The organism is Exiguobacterium sp. R-17, assembly GCF_049913315.1.
Lineage (GTDB): Bacteria > Bacillota > Bacilli > Exiguobacteriales > Exiguobacteriaceae > Exiguobacterium_A.
The window spans coordinates 502371-522946 of sequence record NZ_CP184372.1 but is presented as its reverse complement, the minus strand read 5'-3'; the positions used below and the strand labels follow the sequence as shown (position 1 = coordinate 522946).

The window sequence follows — 20576 nt, the reverse complement described above, 5'->3', positions numbered from 1 at the left end:
TGGGCTTTTTATAGTGTGAGGCTTATGATTCCAACGGTTCATCCGTCTGCTCCAATGTACCGTCATGTTCAGCTACCAATCAGCATGCCGGTCATTGTCAAACAGTCCATCTCTTTCATTCAAGACGAATAATAGATGAATCCAACACCCTCTATTTATCATGTTTTAAGATGTCGAAGTCTTTACTGGTTTCCAAGGAGCAAGATGAAAATACTCTTCCATTGTCAACCCACTGAGTTTCAGGCGAGCAGCAAGCGTCGCCCCTACATAACGGTAGTGCCAGCTTTCATACGTATAACCTGTCCACGATTCTTTACCAGATGGATAACGAAGATGGAAACCATACCGGTGCGCATTCGCGAACAGCCATTTCGCCTCTTTCGTCTTCGCAAAACTGAACATCGCGTATTTAGAAGAATCTGCTCCCCCTATATCAAAAGCGAGTCCTGTCTGATGTTCGCTTTTTCCTGGCTCCGCACTATAAGTACTCGCTTTTTCATATCCATCTCGCGCGACATATTTATCAAACAATGCCTTTTGGTAAGCGTACGAACGGTATGTACTAAATGCGACCAGCGTAATCCCCTCTTTTTTTGCTGCCAAGCGCATTTTCTCAAAAGCTGCACGCGCTTGCTGATTCTCTCCAGGAGCGTACGTCGAACGGAGTGCTAAGTTCTTATTCGCGATGAGTGTCTTGCCAATACGTTTCCCACCGATTTGTTCATCCGTCAACAGATATTTCGTACTCGCATAGCCAATCTTCGTTCCGTACTGTATTTTGGACCACGTACCGATTTTTGATAGTTCTGTTACATAAATCCCTGTCGGAATGACTGCAATACTCGGTTGCTCGACTGATGTCCCTTGACGTAAATGAAGGGATGTCTTGGCTTGACGATAAGAAGAAGTCGCCGCCTCAGCTTCTGATATATAAGTCGACGTACAGGCTACCGTCAATGCCAATGTCGTGATGAGTGTCTTGATGTATTTCATGAATCGTGTATCTCCTTTATGCATGAGGATCTGCATCCATATTTTAGATTAGAATACCATTATTTTTTTCAAACAGGGTTCATTCGGAATGCTTGTCATGAAAATGAAGTATTTCTGAAGTTTTCTAAATGTAGCTTAAGGGTGAATTGCAATGGGTAAATAACGTTGAATGCGCTTTCGGAACAAGTTCTGAAACAGAAAGGAGGAGCGTACGTGACATTGTGGGAATGGATCTTCAGCATTGGTAGCGTCTGTTGGATCAGTGAAATGATTCGTTTTCGGAATCGATCCGATTCCCAGTCGGGCGCCGCAGAACAAGTAAGTTTTTATTTGATTTTCCTTGTCTTGAGTGGAACGATCGTCTGCTCTTTCCTCTTTGCGGACGAAAGTGTTTCTCCCTGGTTGCGCATCACTTCCTGCCTGCTGTTGTGGAGTGGAGTCGCTTTACGCCTTTGGGGAATTCTCCACTTAAAACAACAATTCACTCGTCACGTCGTCGTCGCAGCTGATGACAAGCTTGTCAGTAGTGGTCCTTATCGTTTCTTGCGCCATCCATTGTACAGTGGATTATTGTTGATCACGATCAGCTTTCCTCTGTTCACGGGACAAATGGTCCTATTCGCTTTCGCTGGAGTGCTCATGTTCTTTTTCCTACTCTATCGAATCCGGATCGAGGAAGCGATGTTGACAAAAGGTTTCGGACCTGCCTATACGATGTGGGCTGCAAAACGAAAACGTTTGATTCCATTCATCTATTAAAAGGAGAAGTGATCCATTTGAAGAAACGTGCAATCGTCATTGGAGCTGGTCTTGCCGGTATGTCTGCTGCCATTCGTTTAGCTGGAGATGGTTACGCAGTCACGATGCTTGAAAAAAATGCAAACGTCGGTGGGAAACTAAATCAGCGCAGCGGGAAAGGATTTACTTTTGATACTGGTCCATCGATTTTAACGATGCCTTGGGTACTCGAACAACTCTTCTCAAGTGTTCATCGTAACTTAGATGATTACTTAGAAATCGAACGCATTGAACCGCAATGGCGTACTTTTTTTGAAGATGGGACAAAAATCGACGTCAAAGGTGACTTACCTGGGATGCTTGAAGAAGTCGAGCAAATTTCGTCACGAGCGGATTTCGTCGAATTGTTCCGGTACTCAAAACAAATGTATGACTTATGTCTCGACAGCTTTTATAAATACAGTCTCGAAGATTTAAAGGACTTAAAAAAATACCATACGATGTCTGATTTATTAAAGATGGACCCGATGAACACCGTCGCGACCGGAACAAAAAAACACCTCAATAATCCGTATCTCGAACAGCTGTTCAACTACATGGTCATGTATGTCGGTTCCAACCCTTATCAAGCGCCAGCCGTCTTCAATCAAATGATTTATGTACAGATGGGGCTTGGCATCTATTATGTTAAAGGCGGGATGTATCAAATCGCGCGTGCTATGAAACGATTGCTTGACGAGCTCCGCGTCACGGTGCATCTCAACTCACCGGTTGAACAAATCGTCCTTGAGAATAAAAAAGCAGTTGGTGTCCTTTCGAATGGTACGTTCCATGCAGCCGACATCGTCGTCTCAAATCTTGAGGTCATCCCGACTTACGAACGAATCGTACCTGAGAAAAAAGCCCGGAAGCAGGCAAAAAAATTACAGGCATCGTTTGCTCCCTCTGTTTCTGGACTCGTATTATTACTTGGTGTGAACCGTGAGTACAGTGGACTAGCACATCACAACTTCTTTTTCTCAGAAAATCCAGAGCGCGAATTCGCTCAAATGTTCAAAGAAGGAACGCCTCCTGAGGATCCGACGATTTATGTCGGGGTCTCGTCGAAATCTGATGCTTCGCAAGCGCCCGATGGAAAAGATAATCTGTTCGTCTTGACGCATGTCCCTCCTCTAACACTCCAAAAAGGTGAGGTCGACTGGGATGCTTATCGTGAAGTTGTTCTTGATAAACTCGAACGAATGGGACTTTACGGTCTTCGGGAATCAATCGAGTTTGAATATCGCTTCACCCCAGAAGATCTGAAGGACTTATATGGTCCAAACGGTGGATCGATTTATGGTGTCGCAGCTGATCGGAAGAAAAATGGTGGATTCAAGATTCCATCGAAGAGCGACTTATACGAAGGACTTTATTTCGTTGGTGGTTCGACACACCCAGGTGGCGGTGTACCGATGGTCACCTTGTCTGGTCAATTAACAGCGGATTTGATCCGAAAACATGAAGGTGCTGTTCCTACACCTTAAGATCTCTTCAATTACAAAAGAGACGGAAACTGAGTTACTCATCAGTTCCGCCTCTTTTTTACTTTACATTCGTCAAAAGTGGTACGACGTGAATATCTACCTCTCCTCCTGATTTCACTTCCAACCGGCACACGGCTGGCATCGGTAAGGATTTCCAAAATGTATAATCAAATGTCGGATCGAATGTTTCGAGAAGTAACACCATGATGTTTCCATGTGTTCCAAGAACAACTATTTCGTCGGAATGCTTCTCCACCAGTTCATCGATGAATTGCCGAATGCGTTGCGCTGCTTCTTTGTTCGTTTCGCCCCCGAATGGATTATCGTTCGGATGTTGCCATACATACATAACCGCCTCCTGAAAACCGTCAAGCTCTCCAGGTGCTAGTAATCGCTCTCTTAGTTCTTCTACCTCAATAATTGGTTGTCGACGTGCCTCCGCGAGCGGTGCAACCGTCTCGATCGCCCGCTGATACGGACTACTATAGAATCTGTCGATTGGAATTTCTTGAAACGTTTCAAGTAAACGTCTTGCATCTGCCTGTCCTTTATCGGAAAGTGGACGTCTCCGTTCATCCGATGAGTATGTCGAATGTGCGTGCCGTACGAAATAGAGTGTCGTCATGTTTGAATCTCCTTCTTACTAGTGTATCCAGCGGTATCCGATTCCGCGAACCGTTTCCAGATGCTGTTCGATTGGAAAACCGCAAACACGTAGTTTTTCTCTTAAATGTCTGATATGCGAGTCGATTGTCCGCTCGTCTACAGACGCTTCCGCTCCCCATAACATCGTCGTCAGCTGATTCCGCGTCCAAACACGTCGTGGAGAATCCAAAAATACACCTAACAACTCAAATTCCGTTTTCGTTAACGAAATCTTTTGTTGGAGGTAACTACAACGATAGCTTTCCCGGTCATAGGATAGACCATCATACTGTTGCTGTAATAAAACTTCCATTCGCCCGATCAGTTCCCCTTCTTGAATCGGTTTTGATATGTAATCATTCGCTCCTACTTCTCGTGTCCGAATGATGTCTTCCCGTTGATTCCGAGCCGTAACCATCAAGATCGGGATGTTAGAGTGTTCTCGAATGAGACGACAACATGTCCAGCCATCCATATCCGGCATCATGACATCTAGTAAAATCAGGTCGAATACGTGCTGACGGCAGAGATCAAGAGCTTGTTGCGCAGAATCCACAAGCTGACACGTATACCCATACGGCTGAATATACAGTTTGAGCAGTTCAAGCATTCTTGGTTCATCATCTACGATCAATACATGCGGCATTTTATTTCTCCTTCCACTGCAGTGTCACTTGTGTTCCATGTCCAAGTTGACTCTTGATGTTCAATTCTGCTCCATGTGTTTGAGCAATTGCTTCAACGATGGAGAGTCCGATTCCAGTTCCTCCATGTTTTCGAGAACGAGATGCTTCCGTTCGGTAGAGCCGTTTCGTTACATGAGGTAAAGATTCTGCAGCGATCCCTTCTCCTGTATCTTCGATTTGAATGAATGCCCCTAATGCGTTGACACCATAACGAACGATAATTTTTCCCGACGTCGTATGTCGCCGTGCATTTTCAATGATATTCACGATCATCTGACGGAGCTGCTGAGCGTCACCCATCACTTCTAATCGCTCACCTTCTATCTCGAACGAAACATTTTCTTGTTCGATGTCTGGACGCATCAATCGTATCACTTGATGAATCAAGTCTTCGACATCGACAGGTTTTCGCTCCATCATAAAAGCATTGGCGTCAATTCGTGCTAACCAAAACAATTGCTCAATCCATTCATTCATTTGCTGACTTTCTTCTCGAATGATCGTAATGTAGCGTTGTTGCTCATCCGGCGTCAACGTTTGGCGTTCGAGAATATCCGCGTATCCCTTTATATATGTCAATGGTGTTCGTAGTTCATGAGATACGGTTGCTAAAAATTCGGATCGTTCCCGATTCAAAAAATCGAGATCCTGTTTTAATTGCTGAATCGAACGCGCCAATTGTCCCAGTTCATCTTTTCGATCAATCGGCAACTCTCCACCTTCCCCATCCAATAGACGCGCTGTCGCTTTTTCCATCTGAATCAACGGACGAGAAATGAGTCGGGTCGTCCAAATGCTTGCAGCACCTGCTAATAAAAGCGCTAGCAGACCCACTTGGAAAAACTGCTGTTTCAACGGATCAAGTACGTGATCTACGATTTCTTTAGAAGCGAACATGAATACATGACCACGATGTTCCCCGTTAATGGTGATGGGACTGTCCGTCATTAAAAAGTCACGCATCGTCACGATTTTTCCTTGTTGACGGTAATCAAAATCCGTATGCTCTAACATGCTCTTCATCTCATTCGACAAAGGTCGTGACGCTTCAAGTTGTTTTCCATCTGCATCAGTGATCACCACAGTAAACGATGAATCTGCTTCCATCATGCTGACATGGCGCATCGTCGTTTGGTCATAGGAATCGACAAGGACATCACGGTGTGTATTTCCTCGGTTCAGTAAACCGTCTACTACTTCCTGCGTTCGTGTTTGAGACAACTGATAATACAATGTCCCGAACAACACACTGCCACAAATTAAAAATGCCGCAAGCACGATTCCTCCAACTGAGTATGAAATACGACGCATGACGATTCCTCCTTTTTCTCTCCACTTTTAGTATAGCTAAAAAAAAACGCGATCGATGCAGACAAACGAAACTGTCACCTCATCTGCACACGATTTGCACATACGCTGGGTATAGTAAAGAAGACTAATGACTTCAGGAGGGTTTTAATATGAAAAAATCATTGACGTTAACTGTACTTGCTCTTAGTTCTACGCTTTGGCTCGGTGCATGTGGATCCGCCAATAACGATGGAAGTAATAGTGACTCACACGACATGTCACATGGAGATATGATGCATTCGAGTGACGGAAAGGTACCGTCTGGTTTAAAGAAAGCTAGTGATCCGACTTATCCGAGAGGCAGTAATGTCACTTTGACGACGAATCATATGGACGGAATGAACGGAGCAAAAGCAACGATTGCCGGTGCTTATGATACTGTCGTCTATGCGATCAGTTATAAACCGACTACTGGTGGAAAGATGGTGAAAAATCACAAATGGGTCATTCAGGAAGAACTTGATCCAGTTCCAACTAAGCCACTGCAAGTTGGTGATGAAACGACTGTCAAGGCAGATCATATGAAAGGTATGGATGGAGCTAAAGCGACGATTGATGAAGTAAAAGAAACGACTGTCTACATGGTGAACTATGAACCAACGGACGGTGGAGAGATGGTGAAAAATCATAAATGGGTCACCGAGGATGAGATAAAGAAATAATAAAAAAACCCGCTTTTCCTATAAAGGAGAAGCGGGCTTTCGGTATGATTCTGACTGGGCTCGAACCAGCGACCTCTACCCTGTCAAGGTAGCGCTCTCCCAGCTGAGCTACAGAATCATGTTTGCAGTACGTAATGTACTTGCTAGGACATGTATTAATATATCAAGAAACTAAAAGGCTGACAAGTCTTTTTCTGAAAAAAAATAAAAAAATTAAAATGGAGGAATTGAACCCCGCTTCCTCCATTTTGAATGACTTACAGGAAGGTTGATATTCGATCGATCGGTAAACGGAGTGCTGGACGTTTTTTTGCATTTTCGACCGCTTTACCGACAGCAATTAACATGACCGGTACATACCGTGACTCGGTAATAAACGTTTCCGTAAAACGTTGATGATCAAATCCACCCATTGCGAGTGTTGATAATCCACGCGCTTCTGCCGCAAGCATCAATTGCATCGCAGCAAGACTCGCATTCGACATTGCCGCGTCGCGACCATACGCTTCACTTTGATAAGCGCCTTCTACTTGTTCTTTGATCGAATCGAACAATTCTTCTGTCATACCACCCGCTTCTACTGCCGGACCATAAACCGGATTGTAGTTTCGATTGGCTTGAACATCCCCTAGAATCGCAATGATTGCTGAAGCCGAAGTGATAGCCGGCTGATTGTATGCGATCGGTGCAAGCTGTTGCTTCGCTTCTTCTGAATGGAAGACCGTGAAATGCCAGTGTTGTAGATTCCAAGCACTCGGCGCCGCTGTCGTCCATTCTAATAGTTCTTCCACTTCCTGTTTTGAAAGTTTGAACGTTTCGTCGTAATGACGAACGGAACGTCTTTCTGTTAAGACACGCATTGTATCAAGTGTTGCCTGTGTCATGTGTAAATCCCCCTTATCATTATCAGATTACTTAGATATCGTAGCATGTCTCTTTTTTATTGTCCTCTATCAATACTTCAAACGAATTTACTGTTATAAAACAATAGTTGACATTAAACTTCTGTACTAATACAATAAAAACAAGAAAAAGACCATTGCGTTTATTTTGAAGGAGGAAAAACACATGGAACAACCCCTTTACCAAGAAGCATCTGCTGCATTCTATCGTGAGCTTCCCGTCAAGACGTGTGCCCATTGCGGAAAAGAGATGGATGAACAATGTGAATCCTATCAAACGGAATGCGATGAGTGTGCTGTAACAGAACACTAATAACACATGAAACAATCACTTATTCAGTGGTTGTTTTTTTATTTCTTACAAACTTCTTCTAAATAAATCGATATTTTTTAGAAAAATCGATTTTTAGTCATCTTTTTGTCATCTGTTTGTTACAAAAGAAACAGTCAGAATGTTACATTATCTGTATATGATATTTTTGACAAAAGGAGCGACAGACAACGATGGATCCATTTACCTCAAGCCACGCTAGCGAACTCGGTCCACGACCGCGGACAAAAAAAAGAAAGTTTTTCCCTCGGTTCTTCTTACTTCTCACACTTGTCTTTCTCGGAGTTGGGGGATATGTCGCTTATCGATACGTATTTACTCCTGAACAACAATCCATTACGACAGGTAAATCCATTACTGAAGTCCCTGTCGTCAATATGGAAAAAGCACGCGTGGAAAAATGGAATGGTGTGACGAAAAAAGTCGCTTATTTAACATTCGAGGATGGTCCATCCGCATTAACACCGGACTTACTTCGAACATTGGATCAACTTCAGACTCGTGCCACTTTCTTTTATCTCGGAACACAAATAGATGCTTTTCCGCAAGAAGTTAAAGCTGCTGCGAAAGCCGGACATTACATCGGCTTACACGGGGAAACACACGATTACGATACATTGTACGAAAAAGGAAAGTATGTCTCAGAGATGCAAAGTGTTCAGAAGAAAATCCATGAGTTGACGAAGCTAACACCACATTTGACACGACCACCTTATGGCTCTGATCCAGGCATCACGAAAAAAATGGCATCTGCCATTCACGCTGCAGACTTCCGAGTATGGGACTGGTCGATCGATTCAATGGACTGGTATTACAAAGATAGTGCAAAAGAAGTGGCTAATACGGTCATTCGGCGAGCAGAGCGTCCATTTGAAATCATTCTCTTGCATGAACAACCACAAGCTATCAAGGCCCTTCCGGCCATTGTTGCCGGACTTCAAAAAAAGGGCTATCAGTTCGCGATTTATGATGAAGATTTCCATATTCCGTACAACTTCGTGCAATACTCGAATTTATAAGGAGTTACTATCTAGATGAAAAAATCATTCGTAGCAGTACTATTCCTGTCGAGCTTCGGACTCGCTGCCTGCTCCAACGATTCACCAGCCTCTCTTCATGAACAGCTAGAGCAACAAGTCAAAGGTGAAGAAAAGGCATTCATGCTAGCTGATCAACGTGCTCGTAAGGACGAAATTTCAGTTAATACGTACCAAGCCGTTCTTGATGCAGGTGCTGAAGAAATCAAACGCTCTCAAAATGAACGGGAGGAACTAGAAGCCTTAAATGATGAACGGCTTGCTTTATTGAAACAAGAAGAAACGTTACGTAAGGAAACGTACGCTGAACTTGATCTTGAAGAATTGAAGGATGCTGTAAACAAACTTGATGGTAAAGCAAAAACGGAAGGAACTGCCTTAGTGGCAATCATCAAGGAACGCCAGCAGACGTTTCAAACGTTCTCGAAAACGTATCGACAAGCGATGGACGCTGAAAAGAAAGTGCTTTCACGCTTGACTAAAAAACCGGATTTCGTTAAGATTGATGAGTCAACAGCGGATTTAAATCGTTTAACACGGAAAGCTACCGCGTCATTAAAGAAGTGGAACACGCTGACCGTTCAGTACAACCAGACGAAAACCCGGCTGTATCGTTTGCTCGACACATCAACTCAATAAATCACACAGGTTGCAACCAAACCCTGTCCAAAAAACCTGGACAAGGCCCCGTTGCAACCTTTTTTGTGTGGTTTTTACTAAAAATGGAGGGAAATTATTCATGCATCGCTCAAAAGCAACCTTATTCGTTCTCATTGGCGCTATCAGTTATGGTGTCCTCTCAACGATCGTCAAACTCGCTTATGCAGCTGGATTTAACTCAGCAGCCGTTTCTGGGAGTCAATTTTTCTTCGGTTGGCTGATGATTTTCAGTCTTGCCTTATTTACGAAAAATCTTCGTCTCGATCTTAAGACAGCTGGTCTTCTCATGTTGATCGGTATCTCTAGTGGTACAACTGGTTATCTGTACTATCAAAGTCTTCAGACCGTATCGGCATCCGTTGCAATCATTCTCTTATTCCAATTCACTTGGATCGGTGTCATCATCGATGCGCTCGCATTCAGACGTTTACCATCTCGCGCGCATTTCCTGTCTGCGATTCTGTTGATTGGCGGAGCCATTCTTGCGAGTGCCGCTTACTCGAGTCCACTTGACTTCCGTGGAACATTATTCGGTCTTGGAGCGGCTGTCAGCTTCTCAATTTTCTTACTCGCTAGTGGACGCATCGCCAATCATTTACCCGTCATCAAGAAGAGTTTTTACATGATGACAGGTGGTCTTGCTTTCGTCATGACGATGTATCCACCGACGACGTTCTTGTCCTCTGCGAACTTCGAAAATGGACTTCTGTTATACGCGATTCCGCTCGGTCTGTTCGCGTTAATTTTACCACCGCTCTTATTTGCTGCGGGCGCGCCTCACCTCTCCCCAGCAAGCGTTTCTTTGCTTGGAGCGGCTGAACTACCGACAGCGGTCATCTGCTCCGTGTTAATTTTAGGTGAACATCTGATGAGCTCTCAATGGATTGGGATCGTCATCATCTTGATTGGAATCTTTTATCCGATCTATCGCTCGAGCAAAACAGCACCTGTTGCGAACTTACAGCAAAACGACCTTTCCTGAGCTCAGGAAAGGTCGTTTTCTTTACTTCTGTCGTTTCATCGCATCTGCAACGAATTCGACATCTGTGCCAATGATGATTTGAACACTAGTCGCCCCCATCTTCATGACACCTTTTGCTCCAGCCGCTTTAATCGCTGCTTCATCAATGATGCTTGGATCCTTGACTTGAAGACGTAAACGTGTCGCACAGTTGTCAATCGACGTGACATTTTCTGTTCCTTTCAATCCAGCAAAAATTTGAGCTGCTTGTTGTTCATATTTATCGTCTGAGTCCGTCAAAACGACTCCCGTGTCTGTAACGAGCGATTCATCTTCACGACCTGGTGTCTTCAGATCGAATTTTGTGATCATGAAGTAGAACAAGAAGTAGTAGACGACCGCGAACGCGAGACCAACCGGGATGATCAACAATGGTTTTTTCGCAATCCCGAAGTTCAAGGCGTAATCAATGAAACCAGCCGAGAAGGAGAAGCCATGTAAAATACCGAGTAAGTTAACGATGGCCATCGATAGACCCGTTAGTACAGCATGGATGACGTATAAAACAGGTGACAAGAACATGAACGAGAACTCGATTGGTTCCGTAATTCCTGTCAGGAAGGATGTCAGTCCAAGACCAATCATCGCTCCAGCAACGGCTTTTCGATTTTCCTTACGCGCAGCCATGACGATGGCAAAGGCTGCAGCTGGCAAGGCAAACATCATGATCGGGAAGAAGCCAGCTTGATAAATCCCCGCTGTTGGATCTCCAGCGAAGAAACGCGCAATATCCCCGTTCGCTACCGTACCATCTGCTTTTTCGTATGAACCGAAAACAAACCAAAAAATATTATTTAAAACATGGTGCAAGCCGACAGGAATCAGGAGACGGTTAAAGAATCCAAACAAAGCAGCGCCTCCTGCGCCAAGACCGACCATCCATTCACCGGCACCGTTGATACCTTGCTCGATGAACGGCCAAACATAACCAAAGATGAAAGCAAGTACGAGCATGACAGCTGAGGTAATGATTGGAACAAAACGACGGCCTCCGAAGAATGCCAACCAATCCGGTAACTTAATATTGTAGAAGCGATTGTATAGAAGACCGGCAACGATACCCGCAATGATCCCACCGAATACTGCCATATTGACGGTTGAACCGAGCGTCGCCTGGTTCGCAATCGAACCAAGCGTCGCGCCATCGACCTTGGTCGAGGAATCATTGACGATCGCCGCAATCGCATCATATTTTGCTTGAATCTGTGCACTGGAATAATCCTTGTTCATCGAGTCGACGCCATTTTTTAAGACAAGATACCCGATGGCTCCGGCAAGACCCGCTGCCCCACTCGCATCAATCGATAGACCGATTGCGACACCAATGGCAAATATCAATGGAAGGTTATCAAAAATTGCCCCTCCTGCTGCTACCATCAATGGAATATCTAGCATATCCGCCGAACCTAATCGAAGTACGATTCCGGCAGCTGGTAATACTGCGATTGGTAACATTAAGGCCTTACCAATTCGTTGTAGAAACTGCAACATACCTTTCACCCTTTCCTAAATAAACGATAATGACAGAACAATGTAAACGCTTTTACGTTTTTAATTATTCCATATAAATATCTAAATGACTAGACCTTTATACAAATTATTCACTATCTTTTTTATTAGTATAAAAATTCATTATAGCAAACACTAAAAACCGGACTAGAGTAATCCTCCAGTCCGGTTTTTCTATTTAATTCTTACAGTCTTAACGACGAGTTGTATCTTCAAAATTTTGTTGAACGTTTCCTACGGTTTTCTTTGCGTCACCTTTTAATTGATCTTTTTTACCTTCGCGCTCTGTCGATTTATCTCCTGTTGCTTTACCGAGTGCTTCTTTTGCTTTACCCGCTACTTTATCAACAAGACCATCTGCTTTTTTATTGAGACCACTGTCATTTGACATAACCATTACCCCCATTTAAAAATTTTTTTTGCGATAGTTATATGTTCCCGTATGACTGAATTTCAAACATTTCCTGTATCCATACCGACACTCATCCAAACAAAAATAACAGTGAACATCTTGTTCACTGTTATTCGATTTGAATGTATTCATTTACTGGGCGACGGAAACGCCTAACACTTGTTCAATCCGTTCGAACGCCCAATCCAACTCTTCTTTTGTGATGACAAGCGGTGGTGCAAAGCGAATGACTGTCTCGTGTGTTTCTTTACAGAGTAAGCCTTTCTCTTTCAACGCTTCGCAATATGGTCGAGCTGCTTCTGTTAGTTCAACACCAATGAACAATCCACGACCACGTACTTCTTTGATCATCGGGTTGTTAATTTGTTTTAATTTCTCCATGAAGTACGTACCGAGTTCGAGTGAACGTTCCGGTAACTTTTCGTCTTCTAATACTTCAAGTGAAGCAATCGATACGGCACAAGCAAGTGGATTACCACCGAACGTCGAGCCGTGCGAACCTGGATTGAAGACAGAAAGGACATCTTTATTCGCGGCAACACATGAGATTGGGAATACCCCACCACCCAGTGCTTTCCCAAGAATGTACATGTCTGGTGTTACCTCGTCCCAATCAGAAGCAAACCATTTACCGGAACGACCAAGTCCAGATTGAATCTCATCCGATACGAGCAAAACATTCTGCGCACGACAAACTTCTTGTGCATCTTTTAGGAAGCCATCATATGGAATTAAAATTCCTGCTTCGCCTTGAATCGGCTCCAAGATGAATGCCGCTGTATTTTCAGTGATTGCCTGTTTTAGTGCCTCCAGATCGCCGTATGGAATCGTCTTGATTCCAGGAAGAAGCGGTCCAAATCCTCGTTGATATTCTGCCTCCGTCGACATGGAGACGGCTGTCATCGTTCGACCGTGAAAGTTTCCTTCACAAACGATGATTTCAGCATCACCTGGGATTTGTTTCACTTCATATGCCCAGCGTCGTGCTGCTTTCACTGCCGTCTCAACAGCTTCCGCACCTGTATTCATCGGTAATACCATGTCTTTACCCGTCAATTGTGCTACTTTTTCATAGAAAAAGCCCAGTTGATCATTGTGGAAGGCACGTGACGTCAAAGTGATTTTATCCGCCTGTCGTTTTAGAGCTTCGATGATTTTTGGATGACGATGTCCTTGGTTGACGGCTGAGTAAGCACTCAACATATCCATATAACGACGTCCTTCCGGATCCGTGACGAAGACACCTTCTGCTTCTGAAATGACGATCGGGAGTGGATGGTAGTTATGTGCTCCGAACTGTTCTGTCTGTTGAATGATTTTCTCTGTTTGATTCATCGAGATTCCCCCTTATAGCTCTTTAGAAAACGCTTTCAAAATCATTATAGCAGATTTTCTTGTATAATCTTCATCTAAAAAATGTATAACCTAGAGGATTGGGATGCGTAAGAATTGAATATATTGGGAAAAGACAAGACAAGTGAACCGTCATCTCTTTTCATCATAAAGGAGCGTGCGCACGTAATGGATCGTTCGACCATTGATTCCTATGAAGTCGTCATTCAAGAGTTTCCACTACCGTCTTTCATCTTAAATATCGATTTGACCATTCGTTCCTGGAACGAGTTAGCAGAACAGCATTGGGGCTGGACACAACAGGAAATCGTCGGACAAATCGTTCCTTTACTTGACCAGGAAGATATGGCATTCAGCCATCAAATTTGGCATTCCTTTTTGGAACGCCGTCAATCGGTCCAATTGCCGAATGCTTCCTTATTCCATAAGTCTGGTACTCCCATGACCTCAACGTTGCTACTGTCTCCTCTACTTGATGAAGTAGGCAACGTCGTTGCTGCTTTCGTTTGCTGTATTCCGTCTGCTCAACAACCGATTACAACAAAACCATTATTTCAAGGTTTGATGGATTTACGTCAGGCGTTCGATCAAATCGCCAGTGTCGCTGTATTTGACGCGCGTGGTGCAATTACGTATATAAACGACCAACTCATGGATGTAACAGGTTACTGTCCTGAAATGCTTATTGGTCAGCCATGGTCCGTAATTCTCGATCAAACTAGTGCGACTGTCTCAGAAATCCGAACACAACTCCGTGAACGCAAAGCGTGGTCTGGTCGTCTTAGTCTCACTTCACATACGGGTGAACGAAAACATCTCCAAGCGACATTGATTCCGATTTATGATGCAAACGGCGTTCGTTTTCAGCATCTGTTCATCGGTAACGACATTACGGAAACAACTGTGCTTGAAGAAGAACTTGATTTTTTAGTGCATCACCATGAGATGACGCATTTATTAAATAAACGTGGATTTTTACGCGAAGGGGAAGCATTGTTCCAGTCTGCTGCATCACATGAACCCATTGCACTCATTTTGTTCGATATCGATCGTTTCAAAGTCATAAACGATTCGTTTGGAACACATGTCGGGGATCAACTCCTTCAAGCAATGGCAACACGGCTTTTGGAACATACGACGGGTGTCCTTGCTTTTCATCCGACGAGTGATTTATTCGGTGTCCTATTACCTGCACCCTCGAGTAATCTACTCTTTCAATATGCTCGAAAATTACAACAAGCGTTACAACGTCCTTATTACATTAACGGTCATTCACTCATCGTTTCTTGCACATTCGGTATCACTGTCTATCCGTCTGAAGCGAAAACACTTGAAGATTTATACCGCCGCTCTGAAACTGCTCTCTATGCGGGAAAATCAATTGGTACGGGAACGATTCAGTACTTAACACACGAGATGGACACACAATTCACACGTAAAATCCAACTCGAACGTTCTCTCTTCACGGCACTCGAAGATCAGTCGCTCTATCTTGCTTATCAACCGATCATCGAGCTTCAATCACAAGCCGTCAAAGGATTCGAAGCGTTATTACGCTGGAATCATACGGCCCTCGGAAATATTCCGCCGGATGAGTTCATTCCACTCGCCGAAGAAGCTTCTCTAATCACACCAATCAACAACTGGGTCATCATCGAAGCATGCGAACAGCTCGCGAAGTGGCAACAAACGACTGACCCTGAATTGACGATGGCGATCAACATTTCACCGCACCAATTCCAAAGTGACTCTTTTATTCGAACGTTGCAACATATCGTAACGGAGCGACTCGTTTCGCCATCTTCCGTCACGCTCGAGATGACAGAGAATATTGCTATCTTACAGACACAACGAACCGTCGAACGCATGCACCTCATTAAGTCACTCGGTTTCCGCTTATCGATTGATGATTTTGGAACAGGCTACTCTTCTTTACAGTATCTCAGTGCGTTTCCAATTGATGAATTAAAAATTGATAAAGTGTTTATTGATGGACTAGCAAAGAACGATCATGCTTTGCTGGATTCTATTATTCAACTGGGTCGCAATCTAGAGTTGAACCTCGTCGCTGAGGGTGTTGAGACAGAGCATGCTTTAGCTTACTTGAAAACGACAGATTGCCAGTACATGCAAGGGTTCATTTTCTCTGAACCACTTTCCGTACAGGATGTCGAAAAACGATTCTCAACCCCTTAATAAAAAAAGAAGTCACGGTGGAAAAGCATCCACCACGACTTCTTTTTTCATATCGTTTTTTACAATTACAATTGAATTTCTCCTACGACCATTCCGTAAACAGCCACTCCGGCTAAGATAACAAGAATCATGCTAGCAATCCACTCATAACGTGACATGCCTGTCCGTTGCTGTTCTCGTTCTGCTAACGCATATGCTAAAATGCCTGGCGCATAAACTAATGCCGCAATGACGATGTACCAAACGCCCGACGCATATACGAGCCAAATAGAGTACGCGGATGCGATGACCGAGAAGAGTAACATTTTTCGATTCCGCTCTTCCCGCGAAGTCCGGATGCTGTACAAGGCTGATAACAGATACGGTAAGAGCGCACAAATCCCTGCAATACTTGATAGAACGAGATACGTCTGTGCAGAGAATAGCGCAATCCCAGCAACGATCTGTGTGGCGATCTGTGTAATCAGTAGTGCTCCGACTGGTGCCCCTTTTCGATTCGTCTTAGCGAATGCTTTCGGGAACGCACCATCTTTCGCAACCAAATATGAAATCTCTGATGCTAAAATCGTCCATCCAAGAAGCGCTCCGGATAGAGAGATGATTAAACCAATCATGATGATCGTCGCGCCGACTGGTCCGATTGCTGCCTCTAATACATACGCCATCGTCGGTTCCTTTAGTCCAGCCAGTTTTTCTTGACTAAGGACGCCAAGTGATAAGACAGAAATTAAGATATAGATGACTAAAACACCAACGAGTCCTGTTACCGTCGCTTTTCCGACATCACTTCGATTTTTAGCACGACTCGATAAAACGACTGCCCCTTCAATTCCAACGAACGCCCAAAGCGTGACGAGCATCGTTCCCTTTACTTGATCGAAGATTGAACCGAGTTCTGTCCCATCTCCCCAGATGTCTAAATTGAACGTTTCGATATTAAAGGCGATCCCAACCAATAGAATGAAAATTAAGATTGGAACGAGCTTTGCAATCGTTGTAATCAGATTAACGAGGGTCGCTTCCTTGATCCCGCTTGAGACAAGCCAGAATAATCCCCAAATGACGACCATACTCATTAAAAGAAGGAATATCCGATTTTCTGCCGCGAAAATCGGGAAGAAATAACTAATCGCATTGAAGACGAGCGTGATGTTCGCAACCGTTCCAATCCATGCAGATACCCAGTATCCCCAAGCACTGTTGAAACCGACGAAACGTCCGAACCCTTCACGTGCATAGGCATAAATACCACCTTCAAGTTCGGGTTTACTGTTTGCAAGGTGCTGAAAGACGAGCGCGAGCATGATCATTCCAATTCCTGTGATACTCCAGCCGATGAGAATAGGTCCTGCACTTGCACTTTGGGCCATTGCACCGGGAAGGTTAAAGGCACCTCCACCGACCATCGAACCGATGACCATTGCTGCGAGAGCAAAGAAGCCGATTTTTTGCTGATTCATGATGAGACACTTCCTTTTTCCGTATATCTATTACATCTTACGTATATTCATTCGAAAGACACAAAAGTCATTATAACAAATCACCTTTTAAAGTAAAGAAAGGATTTGAGACGAATGAACTGGATTCATGTATTTCAGCTCGAGGACCTCTTTAAACTCCTAATGGCTGCTGCCCTTGGAATTTTCATGGGATTCGAGCGTGAAATAAAAAATAAACCGGTCGGTATACGCACTAGCCTCGTAATTACCCTCATCAGCTGTCTTTTAACCATCGTATCGATCAAATCCGTTTCACTCTATCACGATATGGCGACGAATGTTCAAATGGATCCGATGCGCCTTGTCGCACAAATCATTGCCGGTATCGGCTTCATTGGTGCTGGTGTCATTTTGCGTCGTCCTCACGATATCGTCAGTGGATTAACGACGGCCGCCATTATATGGAGTTCAAGTGGAATTGGAATTGCTGTCGGTGCAGGATTTATATGGGAATCGGTTTTTCTTGTTTTGTTTTTGTTCTTCTTATTAGAGGGATTGACTCGAGGAATGCGCCGCATTAATAACAGTCGGTTCGAAGCGAACGTCCTTGTCGCACACTTGCTCCTTCCTGCTGATCTGGATCCATCTGAAATCATCTTCGCTCTTGAACGAAAAGGTGTTCATATTACGAATATGCGCATGCGAGGAGATCCGGTTCGATTGACATTACGAATGTATTCCCCGCATAAACTGACCATATTCCTACTTTATGACTATTTAAAATCACTCGGAATTAAGGATATAGACCTTGATCAGTGAGAATTATCTGAAAATTTATGTTGCATTTTTAATCACTTTCACTTAAATTAACAATATGTTCACATTTTTCTGAAATATTTAACTCTAACTCTCGGGGGGTCATCGTTCCATGAATAAAACATCGAAAATTGCGTTTGCTGGACTATCTAGCATCGCACTACTTGCTGTCGCTGCATGCGGGCAAGGAAATGATGAAAACACAAGCGGATCTGATTCAAAAAACAAGAAAAAGGAAGTCACGCTCGTTTCGACGACAGATGTACCTCAGCTTGATCCGACGAAAACGACGGACTCGACTTCCATCATTGTTACGAACAACGTCTTTGAAGGACTTTATCGACTTGATGGTGATAACAAGCCGACACCTGGAATCGCAGAAAGTGTCGAAGTGTCAAAAGATAAAAAGACATATACGTTTAAATTGCGTAAAGATGCGAAGTGGTCGGATGGATCAGCCGTCACAGCAGATGATTTCATCTATGCTTGGAAGCGTGCACTTGATCCAAAGACAGCCGCAGAATATGCGTACATTTTGCAGGACTTGAAAAATGCCAATAAAATTATGGCAGGCAAAGCTGAACTCGATGAACTCGGTGTCAAGAAAATCGATGATCAGACACTTGAAGTACAACTCGAAGCTCCAGCACCTTACTTCCTTGGTTTGACGAGTTTTCCGACTTACTTACCATTAAAGCAATCATTCGTTGAAGATAAAGGCGATAAGTTCGCGACAAGTGTAGACACTATGGTCTTCAACGGACCTTTTGTCCTCGATAAGTGGCAAGCGAACGCGGGTTGGACATATAAGAAAAACCCGGATTACTGGGATAAAGCAAACGTCAAGATGGATCAGATCAACGTTAAAGTCGTTAAGGAAATCTCGACTGGCGTCAACCTCTTTGAAGCAAAAGAAGTCGACTTCGCACCGATTACATCTGAATTCGTTTCACAATATGAAAAATCCGAGGATTACAAGACACGTCCAGATGCTCGGATCAACTTCCTCCGCTTTAACCAAAAGAATAAAGCATTGAAAAACAAGAACATTCGAAAAGCGCTCGCACTTGGTTTTGAGAAACAAGGGATTACGGACGTCATCCTAAACGATGGATCAAAACCAGCAAACTTCATCGTTGCGAAAGACTTCACGTTCACACCGGATGGTGAGGATTTCCGAGCGAAATATCCGGATCTTCAAAGCTATGATGCCGATGCAGCGAAAAAAGCTTGGGATGCTGGATTGAAAGAACTTGGTGTCAAAACAGTCGAACTCAGCATGCTCTCACGAGATGAGGATGCATTCAAGAAAGTCTCTGAATACTTAAAAGGTGATCTAGAGAAACATCTTCCTGGTTTGACGATCAATATCAAACAACAACCGTTCAAGAACTTCCTCGACCTCGAATCGAAGGGCGATTATGATATCTCTGCAGCTGGATGGGGACCTGACTATCAGGATCCAATGACGTTCCTCGATATGTGGTTGACAGGCGGAAGCTTCAACCGGATGGAATACTCGAACAAAAAATTCGATGATCTCATCAAAGGGGCAAAACAACAAGCAGATGAAGCGAAACGTTGGTCTGATATGCAAGAAGCTGAAAAAATCTTGCTAACCGATGACTACGCGATCGCGCCGATCTATCAAAAAGGTGAAGCGTACTTGCAACGGACAAACATTGATAAATTATACCGTCACCCATTCGGTGCCGATATGAGCTTTAAATGGATGGAAATCAAGTAAACGAGGACCTGACGCACACATCGAATTCTTTAATCAACAAGTAGTGGACCTCGTCCGCTACTTGTTTTTGATTTCCTGAAGATATCTCTAAAAACAACAAAGACCCCTTCTGACGGAGCCATCGGGGGTCTTTACTGTGCGATTTGTTTATAAAAAGCGATTTCTTCATCTTGTCCTTCTTCCACTGCTCGGAAGAATTCAGCAAAATAGGCGTACAAAACGGTGCGTTCTTCATACGTCGGTCTGGCTTGACGAATAACGGAGAATGCAAGGTTTCGCAATTGACGTTTCGTTCGCCGATGTGTCGGAAGTGCATAAAATTGACGCGTGAATGAACGATAGACGTCCGCAATCAAGACTTCATGTCCTTCAAAATATGATTTATCCATAAATATAGTCCCCTTTCCACTTTAGTGATCCTATTCTTTTCTACGCCTCTTTTAAATAAAGAGTTTCAAAGAAAGTGAGGTTTCTCACAAATGATATAGACCTTACTATAACAAGCTTTCTAAAATGATTCAACATCCAAACTATTAAGTTTCATTAAGAATAT

Annotated in this window: 20 protein-coding genes and 1 tRNA gene; 10 read left to right on the top strand and 11 right to left on the bottom strand. The window is 43.7% G+C overall.

From position 1 onward, the window contains the following. Positions 1-165 precede the first annotated feature (165 nt). On the bottom strand, positions 166-993 hold the full coding sequence (locus ACN9MT_RS02745) for a D-alanyl-D-alanine carboxypeptidase family protein (RefSeq protein ID WP_047395064.1): 828 nt from the start codon (positions 991-993) through the stop codon (positions 166-168). 213 nt (positions 994-1206) lie between these two features. Between ACN9MT_RS02745 and ACN9MT_RS02740 the strand changes: the two genes are divergently transcribed. Together ACN9MT_RS02740 and ACN9MT_RS02735 are read left to right on the top strand one after the other, a co-directional pair. Then, entirely contained in the window at positions 1207-1752 is a 546-nt protein-coding gene (locus ACN9MT_RS02740) for a methyltransferase family protein (RefSeq protein ID WP_308102361.1), read from the top strand. Between the two features lie 17 nt (positions 1753-1769). Then, positions 1770-3257 (top strand): phytoene desaturase family protein, encoded by a 1488-nt coding sequence (locus ACN9MT_RS02735; protein WP_426272735.1) that lies wholly within the window; start codon positions 1770-1772, stop codon positions 3255-3257. A gap of 58 nt (positions 3258-3315) precedes the next feature. Here the strand turns inward: ACN9MT_RS02735 and ACN9MT_RS02730 are convergent, their stop codons facing one another. From ACN9MT_RS02730 to ACN9MT_RS02720, 3 genes are read right to left on the bottom strand one after another with little or no spacing between them, the layout of a single operon-like run. Next, entirely contained in the window at positions 3316-3882 is a 567-nt protein-coding gene (locus ACN9MT_RS02730) for a histidine phosphatase family protein (RefSeq protein WP_313491893.1), read from the bottom strand. A gap of 18 nt (positions 3883-3900) precedes the next feature. Beyond that, positions 3901-4548, bottom strand: a complete 648-nt coding sequence (locus tag ACN9MT_RS02725) for a response regulator transcription factor (RefSeq protein WP_313491895.1) — start codon at positions 4546-4548, stop codon at positions 3901-3903. Position 4549: 1 nt separating this feature from the next. Further along, positions 4550-5899 (bottom strand): sensor histidine kinase, encoded by a 1350-nt coding sequence (locus tag ACN9MT_RS02720; protein WP_313491897.1) that lies wholly within the window; start codon positions 5897-5899, stop codon positions 4550-4552. Positions 5900-6048: 149 nt separating this feature from the next. Between ACN9MT_RS02720 and ACN9MT_RS02715 the strand changes: the two genes are divergently transcribed. Beyond that, positions 6049-6600, top strand: a complete 552-nt coding sequence (locus tag ACN9MT_RS02715; RefSeq protein WP_035412424.1) for a YdhK family protein — start codon at positions 6049-6051, stop codon at positions 6598-6600. 45 nt (positions 6601-6645) lie between these two features. Here the strand turns inward: ACN9MT_RS02715 and ACN9MT_RS02710 are convergent. Together ACN9MT_RS02710 and ACN9MT_RS02705 are read right to left on the bottom strand one after the other, a co-directional pair. After that, positions 6646-6718 (bottom strand) — tRNA-Val (locus ACN9MT_RS02710). Positions 6719-6857: 139 nt separating this feature from the next. Next, positions 6858-7484 (bottom strand): nitroreductase family protein, encoded by a 627-nt coding sequence (locus ACN9MT_RS02705; RefSeq protein ID WP_426272734.1) that lies wholly within the window; start codon positions 7482-7484, stop codon positions 6858-6860. Positions 7485-7668: 184 nt separating this feature from the next. Here ACN9MT_RS02705 and yhfH point away from each other — a divergent pair, with 184 nt between their 5' ends. From yhfH to ACN9MT_RS02685, 4 genes are all read left to right on the top strand, one after another. After that, positions 7669-7815, top strand: a complete 147-nt coding sequence (yhfH, locus tag ACN9MT_RS02700) for a protein YhfH (RefSeq protein WP_064505459.1) — start codon at positions 7669-7671, stop codon at positions 7813-7815. A gap of 191 nt (positions 7816-8006) precedes the next feature. Continuing rightward, positions 8007-8852: a polysaccharide deacetylase family protein gene (locus ACN9MT_RS02695; RefSeq protein WP_426272732.1), complete on the top strand. Its 846-nt coding sequence runs from the start codon at positions 8007-8009 to the stop codon at positions 8850-8852. A 15-nt stretch (positions 8853-8867) separates the two neighbouring features. Continuing rightward, entirely contained in the window at positions 8868-9509 is a 642-nt protein-coding gene (locus ACN9MT_RS02690) for a YkyA family protein (RefSeq protein WP_290774802.1), read from the top strand. Between the two features lie 100 nt (positions 9510-9609). After that, on the top strand, positions 9610-10512 hold the full coding sequence (locus ACN9MT_RS02685; protein ID WP_426272731.1) for an EamA family transporter: 903 nt from the start codon (positions 9610-9612) through the stop codon (positions 10510-10512). Between the two features lie 21 nt (positions 10513-10533). On the opposite strand, the gene nagE is transcribed toward ACN9MT_RS02685, so the two are convergent. From nagE to ACN9MT_RS02670, 3 genes are all read right to left on the bottom strand, one after another. Next, positions 10534-12042 (bottom strand): N-acetylglucosamine-specific PTS transporter subunit IIBC, encoded by a 1509-nt coding sequence (gene nagE, locus ACN9MT_RS02680; RefSeq protein ID WP_035412415.1) that lies wholly within the window; start codon positions 12040-12042, stop codon positions 10534-10536. Between the two features lie 211 nt (positions 12043-12253). After that, positions 12254-12451 (bottom strand): CsbD family protein, encoded by a 198-nt coding sequence (locus ACN9MT_RS02675; RefSeq protein ID WP_035412412.1) that lies wholly within the window; start codon positions 12449-12451, stop codon positions 12254-12256. Between the two features lie 153 nt (positions 12452-12604). After that, positions 12605-13807: an ornithine--oxo-acid transaminase gene (locus ACN9MT_RS02670; RefSeq protein WP_023467138.1), complete on the bottom strand. Its 1203-nt coding sequence runs from the start codon at positions 13805-13807 to the stop codon at positions 12605-12607. Positions 13808-13993: 186 nt separating this feature from the next. On the opposite strand from ACN9MT_RS02670, the gene ACN9MT_RS02665 reads away from it, so the two are divergent. Beyond that, positions 13994-16021: an EAL domain-containing protein gene (locus ACN9MT_RS02665; RefSeq protein WP_426272729.1), complete on the top strand. Its 2028-nt coding sequence runs from the start codon at positions 13994-13996 to the stop codon at positions 16019-16021. A gap of 65 nt (positions 16022-16086) precedes the next feature. Here ACN9MT_RS02665 and ACN9MT_RS02660 read toward each other — a convergent pair whose 3' ends face one another. Further along, positions 16087-17484, bottom strand: a complete 1398-nt coding sequence (locus ACN9MT_RS02660; protein WP_426273445.1) for a basic amino acid/polyamine antiporter — start codon at positions 17482-17484, stop codon at positions 16087-16089. A 111-nt stretch (positions 17485-17595) separates the two neighbouring features. On the opposite strand from ACN9MT_RS02660, the gene ACN9MT_RS02655 reads away from it, so the two are divergent. Together ACN9MT_RS02655 and ACN9MT_RS02650 are read left to right on the top strand one after the other, a co-directional pair. Further along, positions 17596-18279: an MgtC/SapB family protein gene (locus ACN9MT_RS02655; protein WP_290754136.1), complete on the top strand. Its 684-nt coding sequence runs from the start codon at positions 17596-17598 to the stop codon at positions 18277-18279. A 109-nt stretch (positions 18280-18388) separates the two neighbouring features. Then, positions 18389-20023, top strand: coding sequence for a peptide ABC transporter substrate-binding protein (locus ACN9MT_RS02650; protein WP_290754139.1), 1635 nt, complete (start codon positions 18389-18391; stop codon positions 20021-20023). Between the two features lie 131 nt (positions 20024-20154). On the opposite strand, the gene ACN9MT_RS02645 is transcribed toward ACN9MT_RS02650, so the two are convergent. After that, positions 20155-20412 carry a hypothetical protein gene (locus ACN9MT_RS02645; RefSeq protein ID WP_035412398.1) on the bottom strand — a complete coding sequence of 86 codons (258 nt, stop codon included), beginning with the start codon at positions 20410-20412 and terminating at the stop codon, positions 20155-20157. Positions 20413-20576: the final 164 nt, after the last annotated feature.